The following is a 20,124-nucleotide window of genomic DNA, read 5'->3' on the forward strand; positions in this document are numbered from 1 at the left end:
CGGGCGCTCAACCGCGTCCGCTTCCCGACCTTTCGAATGTGCGGTGTTTGGCGAGAAGGGCATCTGATGCGCTTTACCAAACTCCGCCTTCTCGGCTTCAAATCCTTCGTAGAGCCTGCGGAATTCGTTATCGAGAGCGGATTGACAGGCGTCGTTGGCCCCAACGGATGCGGCAAGTCCAATCTGGTCGAGGCCTTGCGTTGGGTAATGGGGGAAAACTCCTACAAGAACATGCGTGCGTCCGGAATGGACGATGTGATCTTTTCGGGATCCGGCACGCGCCCATCTCGCAACACGGCCGAGGTGACGCTGTTTCTCGACAACCAGGACCGCAGTGCCCCGTCAGCCTTCAACAATTCCGACGAGCTTCAGGTCTCCCGCCGCATAGAACGTGAAGCCGGGTCTGTCTATCGCATCAACGGCAAGGATGCCCGCGCCAAGGATGTGCAATTATTGTTTGCCGACCAGTCGACGGGAGCCCGTTCCCCCTCCATGGTGGGTCAGGGCCGCATCGGCGAACTTATTCAGGCCAAACCTCAGGCCCGCCGTGCCTTGCTGGAAGAAGCCGCGGGCATTTCCGGCCTGCACACGCGCCGCCACGAAGCCGAATTGCGGCTGCGCGCAGCGGAACAAAACCTTGAACGGCTCGAGGATGTCGTCGGCGAACTTGAAACGCAGATCGAAAGCCTGAAGCGTCAATCGCGGCAGGCCAATCGCTTCAAGAGCCTTTCCGCCGATATCCGGCGATCAGAGGCGATTTTACTGCATCTGAAATGGTCGGTTGCCAAGGCTCAGGAGGGTGATGCGCAATCGGCATTGTCCATCGCGACCTCCGGCGTGGGTGATCAGGCCCAGCGGCAGATGAATGCTGCCAAGGAACAGGCGATTGGTGCCCACAAGCTCCCTGATTTGCGGGAGGCGGAGGCCAAGGCTGCGGCTGTCCTGCAGCGCCTGACGATTGCCCGCTCGCAGCTCAATGAGGAAGGAGAACGCATTCGCGTCCGTCAGTCGGAGCTTGAAAAGCGCCTCCTGCAATTTACTGCCGATATCGCGCGTGAAGAACAGATGGTGCGTGATAATGCTGATGTTTTGGCGCGCCTTGACGCTGAAGAGCGATCGCTCAACCAAGAAACTGCCAATGCCGGCGAACGCGAACTTGAAACCCGTGCCGAGTTTGAACGTGCGGACGCCAAGCTGAAGGAAAGCGAGGCTGCGCTGACCAAGCTCACTGCGGAACGGGCAGAGGCATCCGCAGAGCGTGCCCAAATCGAGCGCAATCTGCGCGAAAGCTCTGAGCGAAGGGATCGGCTCATCCGTCAGATTAGCGACGTTGAGCGGGACCTTTCCGGTGTCGCGGCCCAGATCGCCGCGCTGGCAGATCCGCAGGAAAAGCAGAGCCTCGTAGAAGCTGCGGAAGCAGCGCTCGACGAAGCGGAAGAGTCTGCCATGGCAGCCGAAGCCACCGTAGAAACCGCCCGCCAGCGGGAGGCAGAGCGTCGGCAACCACTGCAGGATGCGCGCAGCGAATTGGGGCGGATCGAGACCGAAGCGCGTACGCTTGCCAAGATGATCAATGTCGGTGGCTCCGACCTTTTCCCTGCCATCGTTGATGCGGTCAAGGTAGACAAGGGGTTTGAAGTTGCCTTGGGTGCTGCCTTGGGTGAGGACCTCGATGCGCCAACCGACAGTAGCGCTCCGGTATTCTGGGGCGACGTCGACGATGCGGACAGCGACCCGCAATTGCCGGGCAACATACGATCTCTTGCAGAGGTGGTTCGGGCGCCACGACAACTCGCGCGCCGACTTGCTCAAATCGGGCTGGTCGATGAGGGCGAGGGCGGCGCAGGCCTGCAGGCCTCACTGAAGCCGGGCCAGCGGCTCGTCAGCCGCTCCGGCGCGTTATGGCGCTGGGACGGTTATACGGCCAGCGCCGATGCCCCGACGCCCGCTGCACAGCGCTTTGCTCAGAAGAACCGATTGGCGGAGCTTGACCTCGAAGTGATCGAGGCGACGAAACGACTGCGCGAAGCGGAAGCCGCCATTGCCGGTGCTGAAGCGGTCGTTCGACAGTCCGTAGAGACGGAACGCACGGCACGCGATCATTGGCGTGGCATGCAACGGGCTGTCAGCGATGCGCGCGAGGCATTGGCGGCAGCCGAGCGCGCCGCTGGGCAACTGTCCAGCCGGCGTGCCGCCCTGGTGGAGGGCCAGGCCAGGCTGGCCGAAACGCTCGAGGAGACCCAGGAACAGTTTGTCGATGCCCAGGCCCGGCTATCGGGCGCTGTCGACCTGCAGGAACTCCACGTCCAGCTGACAAACCTTGCCAGTGAGGTTGCGCTGGACCGCGCCACATTGGCCGAGGCGCGCGCGGCCCATGACGGCCTTCGCCGGGAAGCAGAAAACCGCATTCGTCGGTTGGAATCGATCGGCCATGAACGCAAGAGCTGGATCGATCGCGCGGATAATGCCGACCGGCAGATCAGGTCGCTTGCCGAGCGGCGGCTGGAGGCGGAGCGCGAGGCGGAAAATCTCGCCGATGCCCCTGAAGAAATTGCCGAGCGCAACCGGATGCTGCTTTCGCAGCTGTCGGAAGCGGAGGCTCTGCGCAAGGATGCGGCCGACAGGCTTGCTGTCGCTGAAGCCAAACAGCAGGAGTTGGACCGCGCCGCTACGGATGCCATTCAGTCGCTTGCGACGGCGCGCGAGGGCAGGGCTCGCGCCGAGGAACGGCTGGCCGCTGCGCAGGAACGGCGCCAGGATGCGGAAACACGTATCGCCGAAGCGTTGAACTGTGCGCCGCACGAGGCCATGAAGCTGACAGGGATTGGCCCGAACGACCCGTTGCCCGACGTCGACGCGACGGAGCGCAATCTTGAACGTCTCAAGATAGAGCGCGAGCGTCTCGGTGCGGTCAACCTGCGTGCGGAAGAAGAGCAAGAAGAGCTGTCCGGCCGGCTTGAGGCAATTGTCAGCGAGCGCGAAGATATTATCGAGGCGGTAAAGAAGCTGCGCCAGGCCATTCAGAGCCTGAACCGCGAGGGACGCGAGCGCTTGCTGGCAGCATTCGAAGTGGTCAATGTCCAGTTCCAGCGCCTGTTCACGCATCTCTTCGGCGGTGGAACAGCCGAATTGCAGCTGATTGAATCAGACGATCCTCTCGAAGCAGGTCTCGAAATTCTTGCAAGACCGCCCGGCAAGAAGCCGCAGACGATGACGCTTCTGTCGGGCGGCGAGCAGGCGCTCACGGCGATGGCGTTGATCTTCGCGGTGTTCCTGACCAATCCTGCTCCAATCTGCGTTCTCGACGAAGTGGATGCGCCGCTCGATGACCACAATGTCGAGCGCTTCTGCAATCTCATGGATGAAATGGCTGCGTCCACGGATACGCGGTTTGTCGTCATCACGCACAATCCGATCACCATGGCGCGCATGAATCGCCTCTTTGGCGTGACCATGGCTGAGCAGGGCGTCAGCCAGTTGGTTTCCGTCGATCTGCAAACGGCCGAACAATTGCGCGAGGCGAGCTAGAGCCAGACGTTCGCCGTTTGAGCAGATCCACGCTTGCTGCCACCAGATGCGCCCCTGGTCTTTCGTGATTGACGGATTGCTGGCGTTGAGCTCACCGTTGCTGCCGCAACTGATATGTCGGAGGAACTCTCGAATGCGTATACCCGTTACGCTCGCGGCGTTCATTTTCGTAACGTTGGCAACCTTGCTGGCAGGAGCAACTGGACAGAACATGCGTGAAGCACGATTGCATCAGGCCGCTGCGGAAGGCGACGTTACGACCATAAGGCAACTCCTTGCCGCCGGGGCCAAGATCAACGCCCGCGACTCGCAGGGGCGCACGGCGCTCCTCGTCGCAACGCAGGAAAACGATGTCGCCACAGCCACGGCACTGATCGACGCGGGCGCCGACGTCAATGCCAAGGACAACATCAAAGACAGCCCTTACCTCTACGCAGGTGCGCGTGGCCATCTCGAGATTCTCAAGCTTACACTCTCTCACGGCGCTGATCTGAAGAGCACGAACCGCTACGGTGGAACGGCTCTTATTCCAGCGTCCGAACGAGGTCATGTCGAAACCGTGCGCACGCTGATCAAGGCGGGCGTCGAGGTCGATCACGTTAACAATCTCGGCTGGACGGCCCTCCTCGAAGCGATCATCCTTAGCGACGGTGGAGAACGGCATCAGAAGATCGTCCAGGCTCTGGTCGATGCGAAGGCGAACGTCAATCTTGCCGATGGCGAGGGAGTTTCCCCGCTCCAGCATGCACGCAGCCGCGGGTACCAAGAGATCGAACGAATACTGGTTGCCGCCGGCGCGAGATGAGGGAGATCGGCATGGACGATACGCAACGCTACCTGTGCGAAGCCATTGAACTTGCGCATGACAACATGAAGAGGGGTGGCAGGCCATTCGGTGCGGTCATCGTCAAGAATGGTGATGTTGTCGCGACAGGGGTAAACGAGATTCTCAGCACCAACGATCCCACGGCCCATGCGGAACTGACTGCTATCCGGGCCGCAAGCCAGAAGCTGGGCTCGGCGCGGCTTGACGGATGCGCCGTTTATGCGAGCGGTCATCCCTGTCCCATGTGTATGGCCGCGATGCGTCTCGCCGGGGTCGGCGAAGTGTACTATGCCTACTCAAACGAAGAAGGTGCGCCCTATGGTCTGTCTACCGCTGAGATATACACAGACCTCGCCAGGCCCTTTGGCGAGCAGACCATGAGGATCCGCCATGTGCCGGTCCGCCTCCAATCTGGTCCCGACCTTTATGTCGAATGGAATCGACGCCAGAACTAGATGAATTTTGCAATTTGCGCGCGCCCAAAATGACGAATATTTTCAAAGCTTAATGCTGTTTTACCCTGCTAATCGATTTGAATGGTGCAATGCAGCATTTTTCGATGGTGCTTGGCCGATTGATCGCGTAGACCTCTTTTATGCTCTGGCGGCATGGGAGGCTGCAATGGTGAAATGGGTCTACACTTTCGGTGACGGCAAGGCAGAAGGATCGGCGGGCGACCGCGATCTTTTGGGAGGGAAAGGCGCCAATCTCGCCGAGATGTGCGCGCTTGGGCTCCCCGTTCCGCCCGGATTCACCATTACTGCCGAGGTCTGCAACCGGTTCTATGAAAATGACCGCCAATATCCCGAGACGCTTGAAACTGACGTAAAGCAGGCGCTCCAACATATAGCAGCCATTACCGGCCGTTCGTTCGGCAACAGGGAAAAGCCCTTGCTCGTGTCTGTCCGCTCGGGCGCACGTGCCTCCATGCCGGGCATGATGGATACCGTTCTCAATCTTGGTCTCAACGATGACACCGTCGAGGCAATTGCCCGCGAGAGCGGCGACCCAAGATTCGCCTATGACAGCTACCGCCGCTTCATTCAGATGTACTCGGATGTGGTGATGGGCCTTGATCATTCGGTGTTCGAGGAAATTCTCGAAGATACAAAGGCCGATCTCGGCCATGAGGTCGACACCGCATTGACCGCGGATGACTGGAAGCATGTCATCGCCCTCTACAAGGCGAAAATCGAGGAAGAACTCGAGGAGTCGTTTCCGCAGGATCCTGAAAAGCAGCTATGGGGGGCGATCGGCGCCGTCTTCTCAAGCTGGATGAATGCGCGCGCTATCACGTATCGCCGCCTGCACAACATTCCGGAGAGCTGGGGAACGGCCGTCAACATTCAGGCCATGGTATTCGGTAATATGGGCGACCGGTCGGCCACGGGCGTTGCCTTCACGAGAAATCCGTCAACGGGTGAAAAGAAGCTCTACGGTGAGTTTCTGGTCAACGCACAGGGCGAGGACGTGGTGGCAGGTATTCGCACGCCTCAGAACATAACCGAAGAAGCCCGCATCGCGGCCGGATCGGACAAGCCATCGCTTGAAAAAGTCATGCCGGCGGCGTTTGCCGAGTTCTGTGCCGTGTCGGAACGGCTCGAGAAACACTATGCCGATATGCAGGACCTTGAGTTCACAATCGAGAATGGCAAGCTCTGGATGTTGCAAACGCGTTCCGGCAAGCGAACTGCCAAGGCCGCATTGAAGATCGCCGTCGAGATGGCCGAGGAAGGGCTGATCACCCGCGACGAAGCAGTGTTGCGCATTGACCCGGCTTCGCTCGATCAGCTTCTTCATCCGACGATCGACCCCAATGCCAAGCGCAATGTGATCGGCAGCGGGCTTCCTGCGTCACCGGGGGCAGCCTCCGGCGAAATCGTATTCTCGTCGGAGGATGCGGAGCAGCTCAAATCAGAAGGCCGAAAAGCCATTCTTGTCCGCATAGAGACGAGCCCCGAAGACATCCACGGCATGCATGCATCAGAAGCCATTCTCACCACCCGTGGCGGCATGACCAGCCACGCAGCGGTGGTTGCCCGCGGCATGGGCAAGCCTTGCGTGTCGGGTGCCGGTTCCTTGCGCGTCGACTACCGCAACGAAACCTTGCTTGCCATGGGCGTTGTTTTGAAGAAGGGCGACATTATCACCATCGACGGCGGCACCGGGCAGGTGCTCAAGGGCACAGTGCCCATGCTGCAGCCAGAGCTGTCGGGCGATTTCGGCAAGATCATGGAATGGGCCGACGTGGCGCGACGCATGAGGGTGCGCGCCAATGCCGAAACGCCTGCCGATGCCCGCATGGCCCGCTCGTTTGGTGCTGAGGGCATCGGTCTGTGCCGCACCGAGCATATGTTCTTCGAGGGTGAGCGCATTATCGCCATGCGCGAGATGATCCTTGCGGACAATGAAAAGGGACGCCGCGCGGCACTCGACAAGCTGTTGCCGATGCAGCGCTCCGACTTTGCCGAACTGTTTGAAATCATGAACGGTCTGCCGGTCACGATTCGCCTGCTCGATCCACCTTTGCATGAGTTCCTGCCCAAGACGGAGGAGGAGATCGCAGAGGTAGCGGCAGCAATGAATGTCAGTGCCGAGAAATTGCGCGAGCGGACTGAGAGCTTGCATGAGTTCAACCCCATGCTCGGTCATCGCGGCTGCCGTCTTGCAATTTCCTATCCCGAGATCGCCGAAATGCAGGCGCGGGCAATCTTTGAAGCAGCGCTTCAGGCGGCGAAGTCAACCGGCGCGCCCGTGGAGCCGGAAATCATGGTACCGCTGGTTGGCCTGCGAGCCGAACTCGATTTCGTGAAGGCACGGATCGATGCCGTAGCTGCCGACGTTATGAAAGAAGCCGATATCAAGATCAACTACCTGGTCGGAACGATGATCGAGTTGCCGCGCGCTGCGGTGCGGGCCCATTCAATCGCAGAGGTCGCCGAGTTTTTCTCGTTTGGGACCAATGACCTGACCCAAACCACCTTTGGTATCTCGCGCGACGATGCATCTTCATTTTTGACGACCTATCAGACGAAAGGCATCATCGAGCAGGATCCCTTCGTGTCCATCGATGTGGATGGCGTCGGCGAACTGGTCAGGCTCGCCGTTGAGAAGGGCAGGGCCACCCGGCCAAACATCAAGCTCGGCATCTGCGGTGAACATGGCGGCGATCCAGCTTCCATCCATTTCTGTGAGGAAACCGGGCTCGACTATGTCTCCTGCTCGCCGTTCCGGGTGCCGATTGCCCGTTTGGCAGCCGCACAGGCATCTGCGAAATCAAAATGAATCGATAAGCGATCCTGCCACAAATCCGCTCCGATCTCCCCATCTATCTCGGGGCGGATTTTTCCCGACATGGATCGCATCGTGCACAAACTTTCCGCTATTCTGGCAATTCCCGTCCTCGTTCTATCGGCAAACATCGCATTGGCGCGCACCGATGCCCACTATGTTGAGCCGAAGCTGCATATCGCCAAGGGTGGCAAGGTTGCGCCACAGGTAGCCCTGACGCTGGATGCATGCTCTGGCCAGACAGACCTGCGGATACTGAATATGCTCGTGGAAAATCGCATTCCGGCGACCATTTTCGTCACTGGCCGATGGCTGCGGCGCAACGCCGGGTCATTGGCGCTTATGAAGGCGCATCCGGACCTTTTCGAGCTTGAGAACCACGGCCTTGACCATGTTCCGGCAATCGACAATCAGCCGACGATGTTCGGTTTGAGAACAGCCGGGTCGCTGGCTGCCGTCCGCGCGGAAATCGAAGGCGGTGAGAAGGCGATGACCACAGCGACATTGACGAAGCCAGCTTGGTATCGCGACGCAACGGCACGCTACAGCAATGATGCGATTACGCTCGCCCATCAGATGGGATATCGAGTGGCCGGTTATTCCTTGAATGCTGACGCGGGAGCGTCATTGCTGGCGGGGCAAGTGGAGAAGCGCATTGCTGCTGCCAGGGACGGCGATGTCATCATTGCCCACATCAATCAGCCGACGCGCGCGTCTGGCGAGGGGGTCGTCAAAGGCATCCTGGCCCTGAAGCAGAAGGGTTTCCGGTTCGTGCGCCTGGAAGACGTCGAGGAATTCGACAATCCGGTGCAGCCCGGCGTCTGATTTCTTCTTGACCAGCGCGGGGCATAACGAAAGGCAGCTTCCAAGCTGCCCCTTCACTTTTAACGGTCGTTACTGCGCCCGCAGCCGGTTCTTCTCCACATGCGCCTCCGTATCGGCCAATGCCAATTCGAAGCGGTTGAAGAGTTCGTTGAGTTCGTCCTCGGTAATGATCATCGGCGGACAAAAGGCGATCGTGTCGCCAAGGGCCCGAAGAACGGCACCATGTCCTTCCAGGAACTTCGAAAGAATTGTTCCAACGCCGTGGGCTGGATCGAAGGAACGTTTCGTAGCCTTGTCAGCAACCATTTCCACAGCGCCAACAAGTCCGCTCGAACGAACCTCGCCGACGAGCGGATGATCTTTGATCTTGCGCAATCGGGCCTCGAAGGTCGGTGTCAGGCCGCGAACATACTCAACAATGTTTCGGCGCTGGTAAATCTCGATGGCCTTTACGCCAAGAGCACAGCCGACAGGATGGCCACCATAGGTGAAGCCATGGCCGAATGTGCCGATCTGGGCGCTGTGGTCGACATAGGCCTGGTAAAGATCTTCCGGCACCAGAACCGCGCCGAGGGGGGCGTAGGCTGCAGTCAGCTGTTTGGCGGCAGAGATGGTTGTCGGGGTCATGCCAACAGTCTGGCTTCCCCACCAGTTGCCGGTGCGGCCAAACCCGTTGATCACCTCGTCGGCGATGATAAGAATATCATGTTCGCGCAGGATGGGTTCGATGGCTGCGAAATAACCGGAAGGCGGAACGATAACGCCGCCGGCGCCCATGACAGGCTCGGCGATGAAGGCGGCAATTGTCTCAGGTCCTTCGCGTTCGATCATATCTTTCAATGACTTGGCAAGGCGAGCCACAAACTCGCCCTCGGATTCGCCTGCCTGGCCAAAGCGGTAGAAATGCGGGCAATCCGTGTGCAGGACGCCCTCGACGGGCAGATCCCAGCCCTTGTGATTGCCGGGCAGACCGGTCAGCGATGCGGCCATCACCGTGACGCCGTGATAGGCCTTGATGCGGGAGATGATCTTCTTCTTTTTGGGCCGTCCCATTACATTGTTATAGTACCAGGCAAGCTTCACCTGCGTGTCGTTCGCCTCGGAACCGGACGAGGTATAGAACACTTTGGAAATCGGTATCGGAGCGATTTCCTTAAGCTTTTCAGCAAGTTCAGTGGCCGGCTCCATGCCTTTCCCGCCAAAGAGGTGGTAATAGGGCAATGTGCGCATCTGTTCGTTGGCGGCCTCGATCATCTCCTCATCGCCAAAGCCGAGACCGGCGCACCAGAGGCCGGACATACCCTCGATATATTCCTTGCCCTGCGTGTCGTAGAGATAGACGCCCTTGCCATGCCCCATCACCAGCGGACCGGTTTCGGCGAGCTTGTGCAAAGGGGTATAAGGATGAAGGACCGCGTTTATATCGCGCTGCTGGACATTCGTAAGGGGAAGGCTGACCGCCATGGCATGACTCCGGCTTTGAGAGGATAAGCAACCTTAACGGGACTTGCCACCGAGAGCAAAGCCCGGTTGCGAGAAATCATGCCGCAACCAGACTAATCAAATTTTCAACTCAAGGTGCAAAATTTTGGCCCGAATTCGCCGATTCTTCTGCAGGATTCGCCAAACTACATGCGATTTCTCGTCACTCACGGAGAAAACTGCGCCAATTCAGCGTGGGCGCGTCCTCAAGGGCGCTGCCCCTTCATGACGGCCGCGAAATCCTGGCCAAGCTTGCTGAGCAGCGCGTTCTCTCCCTGATCCGAACTCACGGTCAGGCTGGTCCCATCATTGCCAAGCATGACGAACACCATCTGCTCCGTTGCGCCGTCGGAGACCGAGATCGCCGCAACGCGCTGTTGGGCACTATCTTCAGGAGCCCTGATATTGAAAATCAGTTCCCCGCCTACGAGATCGGCAGCCTTGCGCAAGGCACCCTCAAATCCATCGGCAACGATGTCCTGAGCGCCAAGCGCCAGTTCAATTTCGACTACTTCAAGCGAAACCGCTTTGCCAGCGTCCGGCATCATATTCGGCCTCGTCATTCTGTTCTGCGAAGGCGGTCTGCGTTCCGCCATCTGTTTTTTCCCTTGGGTACTTACCCAAATCACCGCTGCAATGATGTCAGCAGTGTGACGCCTGATCCACTCATAAAGTGTAAACGGCGTAAATGCAGTCAGAGGTTGCCCACCTAGATCAAGGTATTAAAGGGCCGTCACGCAGATTGCATCCGGCAAGATTGGTGTTGTCGTGAGCAGCCGTTGCATGACACGGACGTCGATGCACAATTTCATTTTTAACCGACACACAATTTATATCGAGAGATATTTACTTTATTACGCTCCGGAAAAGTCAATTGAAGGCAATATTGTCGCTATTACTGCCGACGATTCTGCCTTGTGCCTGCAACGGTTCCGATTCCAATTCTATCGAAGCCACGACACTGTGGACTCCCCTGCAAATGGGTCCTCGGGTCAAGCCCGAGGATGACGAAGGGGAAGGTGTTCTACGATTGCCGGAGAAGAGGGTGCTTCATGATCGCCGGACAGGGAGCACGTAAAGTGACGCAGTGATAGCGTGGCGATGTCTGTCGCTTGCGTCGTTGCATTTATGCGATTAGCTGTTGGCACGATCAACAGCACGCCAGGATCCCATGCGACCGCATCTTCGACGCCGCCAATCGATTTCCGCAAAATGGTCGGTGCGGGTCGCCTTTCTCTCGGCGATCCTGTTTGTCCTGTCGGCGCTCGGCCATCGATTCGAGCGCATCGAGACGCCGGAGTTCCTCTGGCTGCTTGCAATCGTTGCCGGGCTCGCATTGCTGGCATTGCTGCTCAGCCTCAAGGGGTTTACCAGCATCTGGCGCCGGGGCGATCGCGGATTCCCGAGTGCATTCTGGGGCACCATCATAGCGCTCGTCGTGCTGGCCCCCTTTGTCACGACACTCTATCAGGCACTTGCACTTCCAACGATCTACGATGTTTCGACGGACCTGACCGACCCGCCGGAGCTTTTTGCCGCTGCCGGCCAGCGCACCAGCCAGATGAATCCATTGGTCAACGACGAAGACAGCCGCGGCCTCCAGTCGAGCGCGTACCCCGAAGTGACGGGACGCCGCTATGAGGGCTCTCCCGACCGGATACTGACCGCCGTCAACACCGTTATCGCCAACAATGGATGGACGATGGTCGAGCAGAAGGGCGAGCCAGGCGTGGATGAGGAAATCCTGCTTGAGGTGGTGGCACGGACCTGGCTTCTGGGTTTTACCGGCGACGTGGTCATTCGGCTGACCGATGAAGGCGAGACCACCTATGTCGATATGCGCTCGGTCTCCCGCTACGGTATCCATGACCTCGGCGAGAATGCCGATCGCATCATTACCTTCTTGGCGGCGCTCGACGCCGAAGTCCAGAGTGCCCAGCCGGAAGAGGAAACGACCCAGCCGGCGCAGTAAGGCGAACCACGCACAGCGCCATCTTACCAGTAAATACCGTCAATCGCCGGATTGCCCTCGGTCTGCACGAGACCACGCGCCACCATGTCCTCGAGGTGGGCCAACATCGACAATGCAGCCGCTCCGTGCAATCTCGGATCGGTTTCACGGTAGATCACCTTGACCATGGCGGGAATCGTCCGGTCGCCGGCCTTGACGCGCTCCAATATCGCGCGTTCGCGCATCTTCCTGTGGGCTTTCAGGCCGCGCACGAATGTCTTTGGCTTTGTAACCGGGCCGCCGTGCCCGGGGAGATAGACGCGGTCATGGCGCTCGAGCAGGCGGTCCAGCGACGCCATGTAGTCCGACATCGACCCGTCGGGGGGCGCGACGATGGATGTTGCCCAGGCCATGACATGGTCGGCGGAAAACAGGATGCCCGTTCCCTCCAGCGCAAACACGACATGATTTGCAGTGTGGCCCGGGGTGTGCACGGCGCGGATGGTCCAGCCGTCACCCTCGATGAGGCCGCCATCGGGCACCGCGATGTCCGGCGCGAAATCCGTGTCGCCGCTTGCATCCAGCAGGTTCACCTCGCCCGTATGCAGCGCACGCGCCGGGCGATGCCGCCCCTCCGCCACGACGAGCGCGCCGAGTTCGTCCTTCATCCGGGTAGCAAGCGGCGAGTGGTCCCTGTGCGTGTGGCTGACAAGGATATGGCTGACCGGCCTGCCGGCGATTGCACGGTGAAGCGCAGCCTGGTGCGCATCATCGATGGGGCCTGGATCGATCAGCGCCAGGGTGTCTTCACCAATCAGGTAGGTATTGGTGCCGTGGAATGTGAAAGGACTGGGATTGTTGACGGTGATTCGTTTGACTTTCGGCGCAATATCCACGGCTTCGCCATAGCGTGGCGCAAATTGACTGTCGAAAACGAGGGACATGAACGGATACTACCTTTGTGGGACTTTCGACGTATTGCAGTGCGGCATAAACCCCAATATACCGTTTTCATACATGGCGAAAGCGAAGGTCGTAATGACCGCCAGTTCCGGAGGATAGACAGATGATCGTTGCACAGACCCGTTCCCTCGCAGAAGAATTCCAACCGGAGGGCCAGCTCGCCAAGGCGGTCTGGTATGTCTCGCTCGCGCTCGCCGGCACCGCGCTGATGACCCTTGCGGCCAAGACCAAGGTCGACATGGTCTTCGTCAACGTGACGATGCAGACATTCGCGCTATTCGCCATTTCCGCGGCCTATGGTTCGCGTCTCGCCGTCGCCACCATGGCGCTTTACCTTCTCGAAGGTGCGCTCGGCATGCCGGTCTTCACCGGGACGCCGGAAAAAGGCATTGGCCTTGCTTACATGGTCGGACCGACGGGGGGCTATCTTCTGTCCTATCTCGCTGCAGCCTGGATTGTTGGCCGTGCCGCCGACAAGGGCTTAGCCCGCAATCCGCTCGCTCTTGGCGCGGCCATGTTTGCGGCTGAGATCGTGGTTCTCGGCATGGGCTTCCTGTGGATGGCCTATCTCTTCGGTTTCGAGAAGGCGTTCACCTTCGGTGTCGGCCCGTTCATCATCGCCGATGTGCTGAAGCTGGCGCTGGCAGCTGCCATTGTTCCGGCCGTAGGATCCCTGTTCAAGCGCCGGTAAGGTGCACACCGAAATGGCGCCGGTACGTCCGGCGCCTACTTTTATATATTGCTATTTGAGCTAATATTTTTAGATTCCATTGCTTTAGCGATACGATATTGGACATCCGTACCACTATTCGTAATGAACAAAAGAAACTGGTAGCGACATATCTGAATGGCATTGCAATTGCGCTGCTTGTAGTCGGTGGTTTCGGACCTTTGTTTTCGACTTTTTATAATGGACAAGCCGTATCCATTCTGTTGCCGGGCGGCGCATCTGTTTGCTTTGCATTCTCCCTTGCATTACATTATTGGGCAAGGCGGGTTCTGAAGGGCTTGAAATCATGACTATCGAACAGTTTCTGACGTTCCTGATTTTCCCGGTCGGTTGCATGATCGTCGGATATATAGCGATGCGTTCATCCGAGAGAGAATCCGAACGTTTTGACCGGTCCAGAAACAAGCCAAAACCCTCGAACTGATTTGCATTCCTTGCCCGACTCTCCCCGCAATCTCATTGGCTATGGCCGCAATACGCCCGACCCGCAATGGCCGGGCGGCGCGAAGATCGCCGTACAATTCGTGGTCAATTACGAGGAGGGCGGCGAAAGCTCGATCCTCGACAATGATCCGGCATCTGAAAGCCTGCTGTCGGAGATCGTTGGCGCGCAACCCTGGCCGGGCCAGCGCAATCTCAACATGGAATCGATCTACGAATATGGATCGCGTTCGGGTTTCTGGCGGCTATGGCGCATGTTCACCCGCCGCAATCTGCCCGTGACCGTCTATGGTGTGACACTGGCCATGGCGCGCAACCCTGATGCGGTGGCGGCCATGAAGGAAGCCGATTGGGAAATCGCCAGCCACGGCCTGCGCTGGCTGGAGTACAAGGATTTTCCGGAAGAACTAGAGCGCCAGCATATTCACGAGGCAGTGCGGCTGCACACGCAGATCACAGGCTCGCGGCCGCTCGGCATCTACCAGGGTAAGCCGTCGGACAACACGCTGAAAATCGTCATGGAAGAGGGCGGCTTTGTCTATTCCGCCGACAGCTATGCCGATGAACTGCCATACTGGGTTGCGGGGCCGAAAGGACCGCATCTCATCGTGCCATACACGCTTGACGCCAATGACATGCGCTTTGCCACGCCACAGGGATTCAACTCTGGCGACCAGTTCTTCACATACCTGAAGGATACGTTCGACGTGCTCTACCGCGAGGGTAAGGAAGGTGCGCCGAAGATGATGTCGATCGGGCTGCATTGCCGCCTGGTCGGGCGTCCGGGACGGGCTGCTGCGCTGGAACGGTTCCTCGATTATGTCCAGCATCACGAAGAAGCCTGGATCACCCGCCGCATCGATATTGCCAACCATTGGCACGCATTTCATCGGCCTGCCGAATGAAACCCGTTGAACTTGATGTGCGCCCGCTGACGAAGACGGCCTTCGCACCGTTCGGCGATGTCATCGAGACGGAAGGCGCAGAAATGCGCCTGATCAACAATAACACCACAGAACGATACCACGATCTTGCCAATGTCGATGTGACGGGCGACGGTGCCCGGGTGCTGATGAATATTTTCCGGGGTCGGATGTTTGTTCCGCCGATCGATATCGTGATGCTCGAACGACATCCGCTGGGCAGCCAGGCCTTTGTTCCCCTGCAGAACCGCCCATATCTGGTTGTCGTCGCGGAAGATGCGGGAGGCCGCCCGGGGTTGCCGGTCGCGTTTCTGTGCCAGGGCAATCAGGGTGTAAACTACCACCGCAACGTCTGGCACCATCCGCTGATATCGCTCAAGGACAGGTCGGACTTTCTCGTGGTGGACCGCGGCGGCGATGGCGTCAATCTGGAAGAATTTTTCTTCGAGGATTTGGCCTACAGGGTGATGCCAGCAGAGGAGCCGGCTTCCTCCTCTTGAAGATCGCATGTCCATCGTGCGTGGTTCGCCCTTCGACAAGCTCAGGATGAGGCCCACCATGAGGGATAGAGATGGGCTGGATTTGATTCCCCGGCATTGTGGATGAATCACCAGCATTGCAGAATTTAGCTCTCTCCAAAGCGTCAACATCCGTCATGGTGAGCTTGTGGAACCACGCACAATGCTGTTGCGTCCCCCCTTGACGGGTGCGCATAGCCGGTTGAAGCTGGCTACATGTCGCAATCAATTCGCTTTTTTCTCAATGGCCGGGTGCAGGACGTTTCAGTACGGCCGGACATGACAGTTCTCGACTGGCTGCGCAGCGCGCCGCGACTGACCGGCACGAAGGAAGGCTGCGCCGAAGGCGATTGCGGCGCGTGTTCGGTGCTGATCGGTGATCCCGCCCTTGGACAAGCTCAGGATGAGGGCGGAGGCGTGCACTACCACGCCGCCAACAGCTGCATTCTTGCCATGGGCCAGATCGATGGCCGCGCCCTGGTGACGGTCGAAGGGTTGAAGAGCGACGATCTGCACCCCGTGCAGCAGGCGATGGCGGAGAACGGCTCATCGCAGTGCGGCTTCTGCACGCCAGGCATCGCAATTTCCCTGGCCGGGCTGGCCGCGGTCAATGTCGACGCCAATGACGATGACATCCACGATGCCCTGGCCGGCAATCTCTGCCGCTGTACGGGCTACCGGCCGATCGTCGAGGCGGCGCGCAAGGTGATTGCCGCCGGCGGCGCGACCATCGCCGGCCCGGCCGTATCGGCCTTCGAGCGTATCGAGCCGCATGCAACGATTTCAAGCGCGGGCTCGACATTCCACCAACCGGATACGCTTAACCATCTGTTGCAACTGCGCAAGGAAAGGCCGGATGCGATCCTGCTCGGCGGCGGCACCGATTTAGGCGTTGCGCTCGCCGATTATCATTCGGACTGGAACGAGGTCATCTCGCTTGCCCATGTGCGGGAGTTGCGGGCGATCCGGGAAACGGAACACCATCTGAGTTTCGGCGCTGCAGTGACCTGGGAGGAGGTCCTTGCCCGGATCAGCGGCTTCTACCCGTCCTTTGCCACGCTGATCCGCCGGTTCGGCTCGACCCAGATCCGTTCAATGGGCACGATCGGCGGCAATATCGGGACTGCAAGCCCTATCGGCGATGGGCCGCCTGCCTTGATTGCGCTTGGCGCCGAAGTGGAACTCGCGTCGCTGGGCGGCCATCGTTTCCTGCCGCTGGAGGATTTCTTCCTCGATTACCGCAAGACCGAATTGCGCTCCGACGAGGTGATAGCGTCAGTTTCCATACCGAAGCCGAAGGCGGGGCAGGAGTTCCGCGTCTACAAGATATCAAAACGCTACGATCAGGATATTTCGACGGTCTGCGCGGCGTTTTCGATCGTCCGAGAAGACGATCAGGTGCGCAGTGCTCGCATCGCCTTTGGCGGAATGGCGGCCACGCCGCAGCGGGCAGGTCAGGCGGAGCAGGCACTCGTCGGTACAAGCTTCGACCGGAAGGCGGTCAAGGCATGCTCTGCCGCCATCGCCGCACAATTCAAACCGCTTACCGACTGGCGTGGCAGCGCCGGCTATCGGCTTGAGGTGGCCGCAAATCTGGCAGAGCGCTTCTGGCGCGATGTTGCCGGAGAGGTCGTTGAGGTCATGGCGCTATGAAGAGAAACATGAAGCTGCTGCGCAGCCTCCCTCCCCACAAGGGGGAGGGTAAGAAGCGGCACCATTCGCCTCTTCTTTTGCACCATGAATCATCAAATTTGGTGGTCCCATGAACATCGACGCCAAGATTGTCCATCGCAGTATCGTCGGCAAGGGCATTGCTCATGACTCGGCTGCTCGTCATGTCTCCGGCGAAGCGCATTATATCGATGACATGCCCGAACTGCCGGGGACGCTGCATGCGGCCTTTGTGCTTTCGCCCGTCGCCCATGGCAGGCTGAAAGGCTTCGATGCGGCGGAAGCGCTGGAGATGGACGGCGTTGCGGGTGTCTGGTCGGCCAGGGATGTGCCCGGTCACAATGAGGTCGGGCCGATCCTTGATGGTGAAACCCTGTTTGCCGAAGACATTGTCGATCATGAGGGGCGAGTTATAGCCGTTGTCGCCGCACGGGATTTCGAGACCGCCTATCGCGCCGCAAAGCGGGTGAAGGTCGACATTGAACAGCTGGATGCGGTCCTTGACGTCGAGGAAGCCCACCGGCGCAAGAGCTATGTCTTGCCACCGCAACACGTCATTGAGGGCGATGTCGATACGGCACTCGCCAGCGCGCCACATGTTTTTTCCGGTAAGCTGCACATGGGCGGACAGGATCATTTCTATCTGGAAACTCATATTGCCTACGCCATTCCCGGCGAGAATGGGGAAATGCTGGTCCATTCCTCGACCCAGCATCCGACTGAGGTCCAGCACCATGTAGCAGGCATTCTCGGCGTGCACGCCAATGCGGTCGAATGTCAGGTGCGCCGCATGGGCGGCGGGTTTGGTGGCAAGGAAAGCCAGCCGACGATCATCGCGGGCGCCGCGGCGCTGGTGGCTGCCAAGACCGGCAAGCCCTGCAAGATGCGGCTCAAGCGCCGGGATGACATGGCTGGTACCGGCAAACGTCACGATTACGTGGCCAACTGGAAGGTTGGCGTGGACAACAGCGGCCGTATATTGGGCCTTGATGTCGAATACCTGGCGCGGGCGGGCAACCTGCCGGATCTGACCGGGCCTGTGATTACCCGGACGCTGACCCACACGGACAATTCCTATTTCATTCCGCACGCGCGTTTCGTCGGTCATGCCTGCAAGACCAACACGGTCTCCAATACCGCCTTTCGCGGCTTTGGCGGACCGCAGGGCATCCTGACCATCGAATGCATCGTCGATACCATCGCCCGCAAGCTGAAGCTCGATCCCGGCAATGTGCGCGCCGTCAATTATTATGCCGACGATACCGGTGACATGACGCCCTATGGCCAAAAGGTCGAGGATAATCGTCTGGTTGAGGTAACCGAGGCGGTGATGACGTCGGCGGACTGGGAGATGCGCCGCGCCGAAATCGACGCCTACAATGCGGGCGATCCGGTGATCCGGCGCGGGCTTGCGATGATGCCGGTCAAGTTCGGCATTTCCTTCAACCTCACATCGCTCAATCAGGCCGGCGCTCTGGTTCATGTTTATCTGGACGGGTCGATCTTCCTCAACCACGGCGGCACGGAGATGGGGCAGGGCCTTTTCGTCAAGGTCGCGCAAGTCGTTGCCGAGGTGTTTCAGGTTGATCTCGACATGGTGCGCATCTCGTCGACCGCAACCGGCAAGGTACCGAATACGAGCGCGACGGCAGCCTCCACGGGTTCCGATCTCAACGGCATGGCGGCCTTCAAGGCGGCAACTGCGATCAAGGCACGCATGACGCGGGTGGCGGCGGAGCATTTCGATGTCGATGAAGATGTGATCGTCTATCGCGAAAGCCGGGTTCACGCGGGAAACGAATCGATATCGTTCGGCGAACTGGCAAAGATGGCCTGGGCCAAGCGCATCCAGCTTTCCGAAGCCGGGCACTATGCGACACCGAAAATCCATTGGGACGGCAAGACGATGAAGGGCAGGCCGTTCTTCTACTTCAGCTATGGCGCGGCGGTTGCGGAAGTTGCAGTCGATACGCTCACCGGCGAGACGCGCTGCCTGCGTGCCGACATTCTGCAGGATGTCGGATCGCCACTGAACCCTGCCATCGATCTTGGCCAGATCGAAGGCGCATTCGTGCAAGGCATGGGCTGGGTCACCTGCGAGGAACTGTGGTGGGACAAGGCAGGCCGTCTGCGGACCGTCGGCCCCTCCACCTACAAGATTCCGGGGTCACGCGACGTGCCGCCACAATTCAATGTCCGCATCCTCGACAACATGCCGAACCGCGAAGAAACCGTGTTCCGGTCAAAGGCGATTGGTGAGCCGCCGCTGATGCTGGGCATCTCGGTCTGGCTCGCCATCCGCGACGCCATCGCTTCGATCGGCGGCGGCGTGCCACAGCTGGACGCTCCTGCAACGCCGGAGGCGGTCTTGAGGGCCGTCCAAAAGTCAAAGAAACAGGCTGGCGGATGATATTGATCGCACAGCAGCATTGCGATCCAGTTGAATAGGAAATTTAATGAAGCGGATGACTCTCGATCAACTTAATTCGCTGGGTACGGATGATTTCGTCGCGGCACTCGGCGGTGTGTTCGAGCATTCGCCTTGGGTGGCTGAGGCCGTTGCCGGGACACGCCCGTTTTCGAGCGTCGGAGAACTGCACCAGGCCATGGTGGCGGCCGTGGAGAAAGCGGGGCAGGTGGCACAACTCGGGCTCATTCGTTCTCACCCCGACCTAGCTGGAAAGGCAGCGCGGCAGGGTAGCCTGACTGCAGAATCCACCAGCGAACAGAAGGGGGCTGGGCTTGATCGCCTGACTGACGAGGAGTTCGAGGAATTCCACCGCCTGAACAATGCCTATCAGAGCCGCTTCGGCTTCCCCTTCATCCTTGCTGTGCGGGGCCATGACAAGGCTTCGATCATGGCAGCGTTCCGGCGGCGCCTCAATCACAATGCGGGTGAGGAGGTGACCGAGGCGCTGCGCCAGATCGCCGAAATCGCCCGGTTTCGTCTGCATGATTTAATTTCGTGAGGGACC

Annotated in this window: 17 protein-coding genes; 14 read left to right on the forward strand and 3 right to left on the reverse strand. The window is 59.2% G+C overall.

The genetic code is table 11. From position 1 onward, the window contains the following. Positions 1-66 precede the first annotated feature (66 nt). The 5 genes from smc to K9U38_RS05825 all read left to right on the forward strand — a co-directional run bounded on the left by smc (position 67) and on the right by K9U38_RS05825 (position 8,470). On the forward strand, positions 67-3,528 hold the full coding sequence (smc, locus tag K9U38_RS05805; RefSeq protein ID WP_224493390.1) for a chromosome segregation protein SMC: 3,462 nt from the start codon (positions 67-69) through the stop codon (positions 3,526-3,528). A gap of 133 nt (positions 3,529-3,661) precedes the next feature. After that, positions 3,662-4,333: an ankyrin repeat domain-containing protein gene (locus K9U38_RS05810; protein ID WP_370631834.1), complete on the forward strand. Its 672-nt coding sequence runs from the start codon at positions 3,662-3,664 to the stop codon at positions 4,331-4,333. Positions 4,334-4,344: 11 nt separating this feature from the next. Next, positions 4,345-4,809, forward strand: coding sequence for a nucleoside deaminase (locus tag K9U38_RS05815; protein WP_224493391.1), 465 nt, complete (start codon positions 4,345-4,347; stop codon positions 4,807-4,809). Between the two features lie 166 nt (positions 4,810-4,975). Next, positions 4,976-7,639, forward strand: a complete 2,664-nt coding sequence (gene ppdK / locus K9U38_RS05820) for a pyruvate, phosphate dikinase (RefSeq protein WP_224493392.1) — start codon at positions 4,976-4,978, stop codon at positions 7,637-7,639. Between the two features lie 69 nt (positions 7,640-7,708). Further along, positions 7,709-8,470, forward strand: a complete 762-nt coding sequence (locus K9U38_RS05825; RefSeq protein ID WP_224493393.1) for a polysaccharide deacetylase family protein — start codon at positions 7,709-7,711, stop codon at positions 8,468-8,470. 69 nt (positions 8,471-8,539) lie between these two features. Here K9U38_RS05825 and K9U38_RS05830 read toward each other — a convergent pair whose 3' ends face one another. Both K9U38_RS05830 and K9U38_RS05835 read right to left on the reverse strand, forming a co-directional pair. Continuing rightward, positions 8,540-9,934: an aminotransferase gene (locus tag K9U38_RS05830; RefSeq protein ID WP_224493394.1), complete on the reverse strand. Its 1,395-nt coding sequence runs from the start codon at positions 9,932-9,934 to the stop codon at positions 8,540-8,542. 224 nt (positions 9,935-10,158) lie between these two features. Continuing rightward, complete coding sequence (locus tag K9U38_RS05835) at positions 10,159-10,548, reverse strand: hypothetical protein (protein ID WP_224493395.1); 390 nt, start codon at positions 10,546-10,548, stop codon at positions 10,159-10,161. A 575-nt stretch (positions 10,549-11,123) separates the two neighbouring features. On the opposite strand from K9U38_RS05835, the gene K9U38_RS05840 reads away from it, so the two are divergent. Beyond that, positions 11,124-11,924, forward strand: coding sequence for a DUF1499 domain-containing protein (locus K9U38_RS05840; RefSeq protein WP_224493396.1), 801 nt, complete (start codon positions 11,124-11,126; stop codon positions 11,922-11,924). A gap of 23 nt (positions 11,925-11,947) precedes the next feature. Here the strand turns inward: K9U38_RS05840 and K9U38_RS05845 are convergent, their stop codons facing one another. Next, entirely contained in the window at positions 11,948-12,847 is a 900-nt protein-coding gene (locus tag K9U38_RS05845) for an MBL fold metallo-hydrolase (RefSeq protein ID WP_224493397.1), read from the reverse strand. 122 nt (positions 12,848-12,969) lie between these two features. On the opposite strand from K9U38_RS05845, the gene K9U38_RS05850 reads away from it, so the two are divergent. The 8 genes from K9U38_RS05850 (at position 12,970) to uraD (ending at position 20,118) form a co-directional block, all read left to right on the forward strand. Beyond that, positions 12,970-13,557 (forward strand): biotin transporter BioY, encoded by a 588-nt coding sequence (locus K9U38_RS05850; protein WP_224493398.1) that lies wholly within the window; start codon positions 12,970-12,972, stop codon positions 13,555-13,557. Between the two features lie 98 nt (positions 13,558-13,655). Further along, positions 13,656-13,886, forward strand: a complete 231-nt coding sequence (locus K9U38_RS05855) for an amino acid transporter (protein ID WP_224493399.1) — start codon at positions 13,656-13,658, stop codon at positions 13,884-13,886. After that, entirely contained in the window at positions 13,883-14,020 is a 138-nt protein-coding gene (locus tag K9U38_RS05860; protein ID WP_224493400.1) for a hypothetical protein, read from the forward strand. Before K9U38_RS05855 ends, K9U38_RS05860 begins: the two co-directional genes overlap by 4 nt. 10 nt (positions 14,021-14,030) lie before the next feature. Beyond that, positions 14,031-14,942 (forward strand): allantoinase PuuE, encoded by a 912-nt coding sequence (gene puuE, locus K9U38_RS05865; RefSeq protein ID WP_224493401.1) that lies wholly within the window; start codon positions 14,031-14,033, stop codon positions 14,940-14,942. Continuing rightward, complete coding sequence (locus K9U38_RS05870; RefSeq protein WP_224493402.1) at positions 14,939-15,460, forward strand: ureidoglycolate lyase; 522 nt, start codon at positions 14,939-14,941, stop codon at positions 15,458-15,460. Before puuE ends, K9U38_RS05870 begins: the two co-directional genes overlap by 4 nt. A 234-nt stretch (positions 15,461-15,694) precedes the next feature. Next, positions 15,695-17,131, forward strand: coding sequence for a xanthine dehydrogenase small subunit (xdhA, locus tag K9U38_RS05875; RefSeq protein ID WP_224493403.1), 1,437 nt, complete (start codon positions 15,695-15,697; stop codon positions 17,129-17,131). Positions 17,132-17,240: 109 nt separating this feature from the next. Further along, positions 17,241-19,559, forward strand: coding sequence for a xanthine dehydrogenase molybdopterin binding subunit (gene xdhB, locus K9U38_RS05880; protein ID WP_224493404.1), 2,319 nt, complete (start codon positions 17,241-17,243; stop codon positions 19,557-19,559). Between the two features lie 46 nt (positions 19,560-19,605). Next, positions 19,606-20,118, forward strand: coding sequence for a 2-oxo-4-hydroxy-4-carboxy-5-ureidoimidazoline decarboxylase (gene uraD, locus K9U38_RS05885; protein WP_224493405.1), 513 nt, complete (start codon positions 19,606-19,608; stop codon positions 20,116-20,118). Positions 20,119-20,124 lie beyond the last annotated feature (6 nt).

Origin of the sequence: Phyllobacterium lublinensis, from assembly GCF_020164435.1 — a bacterium.
In the GTDB taxonomy this organism is placed as follows: domain Bacteria; phylum Pseudomonadota; class Alphaproteobacteria; order Rhizobiales; family Rhizobiaceae; genus Phyllobacterium; species Phyllobacterium lublinensis.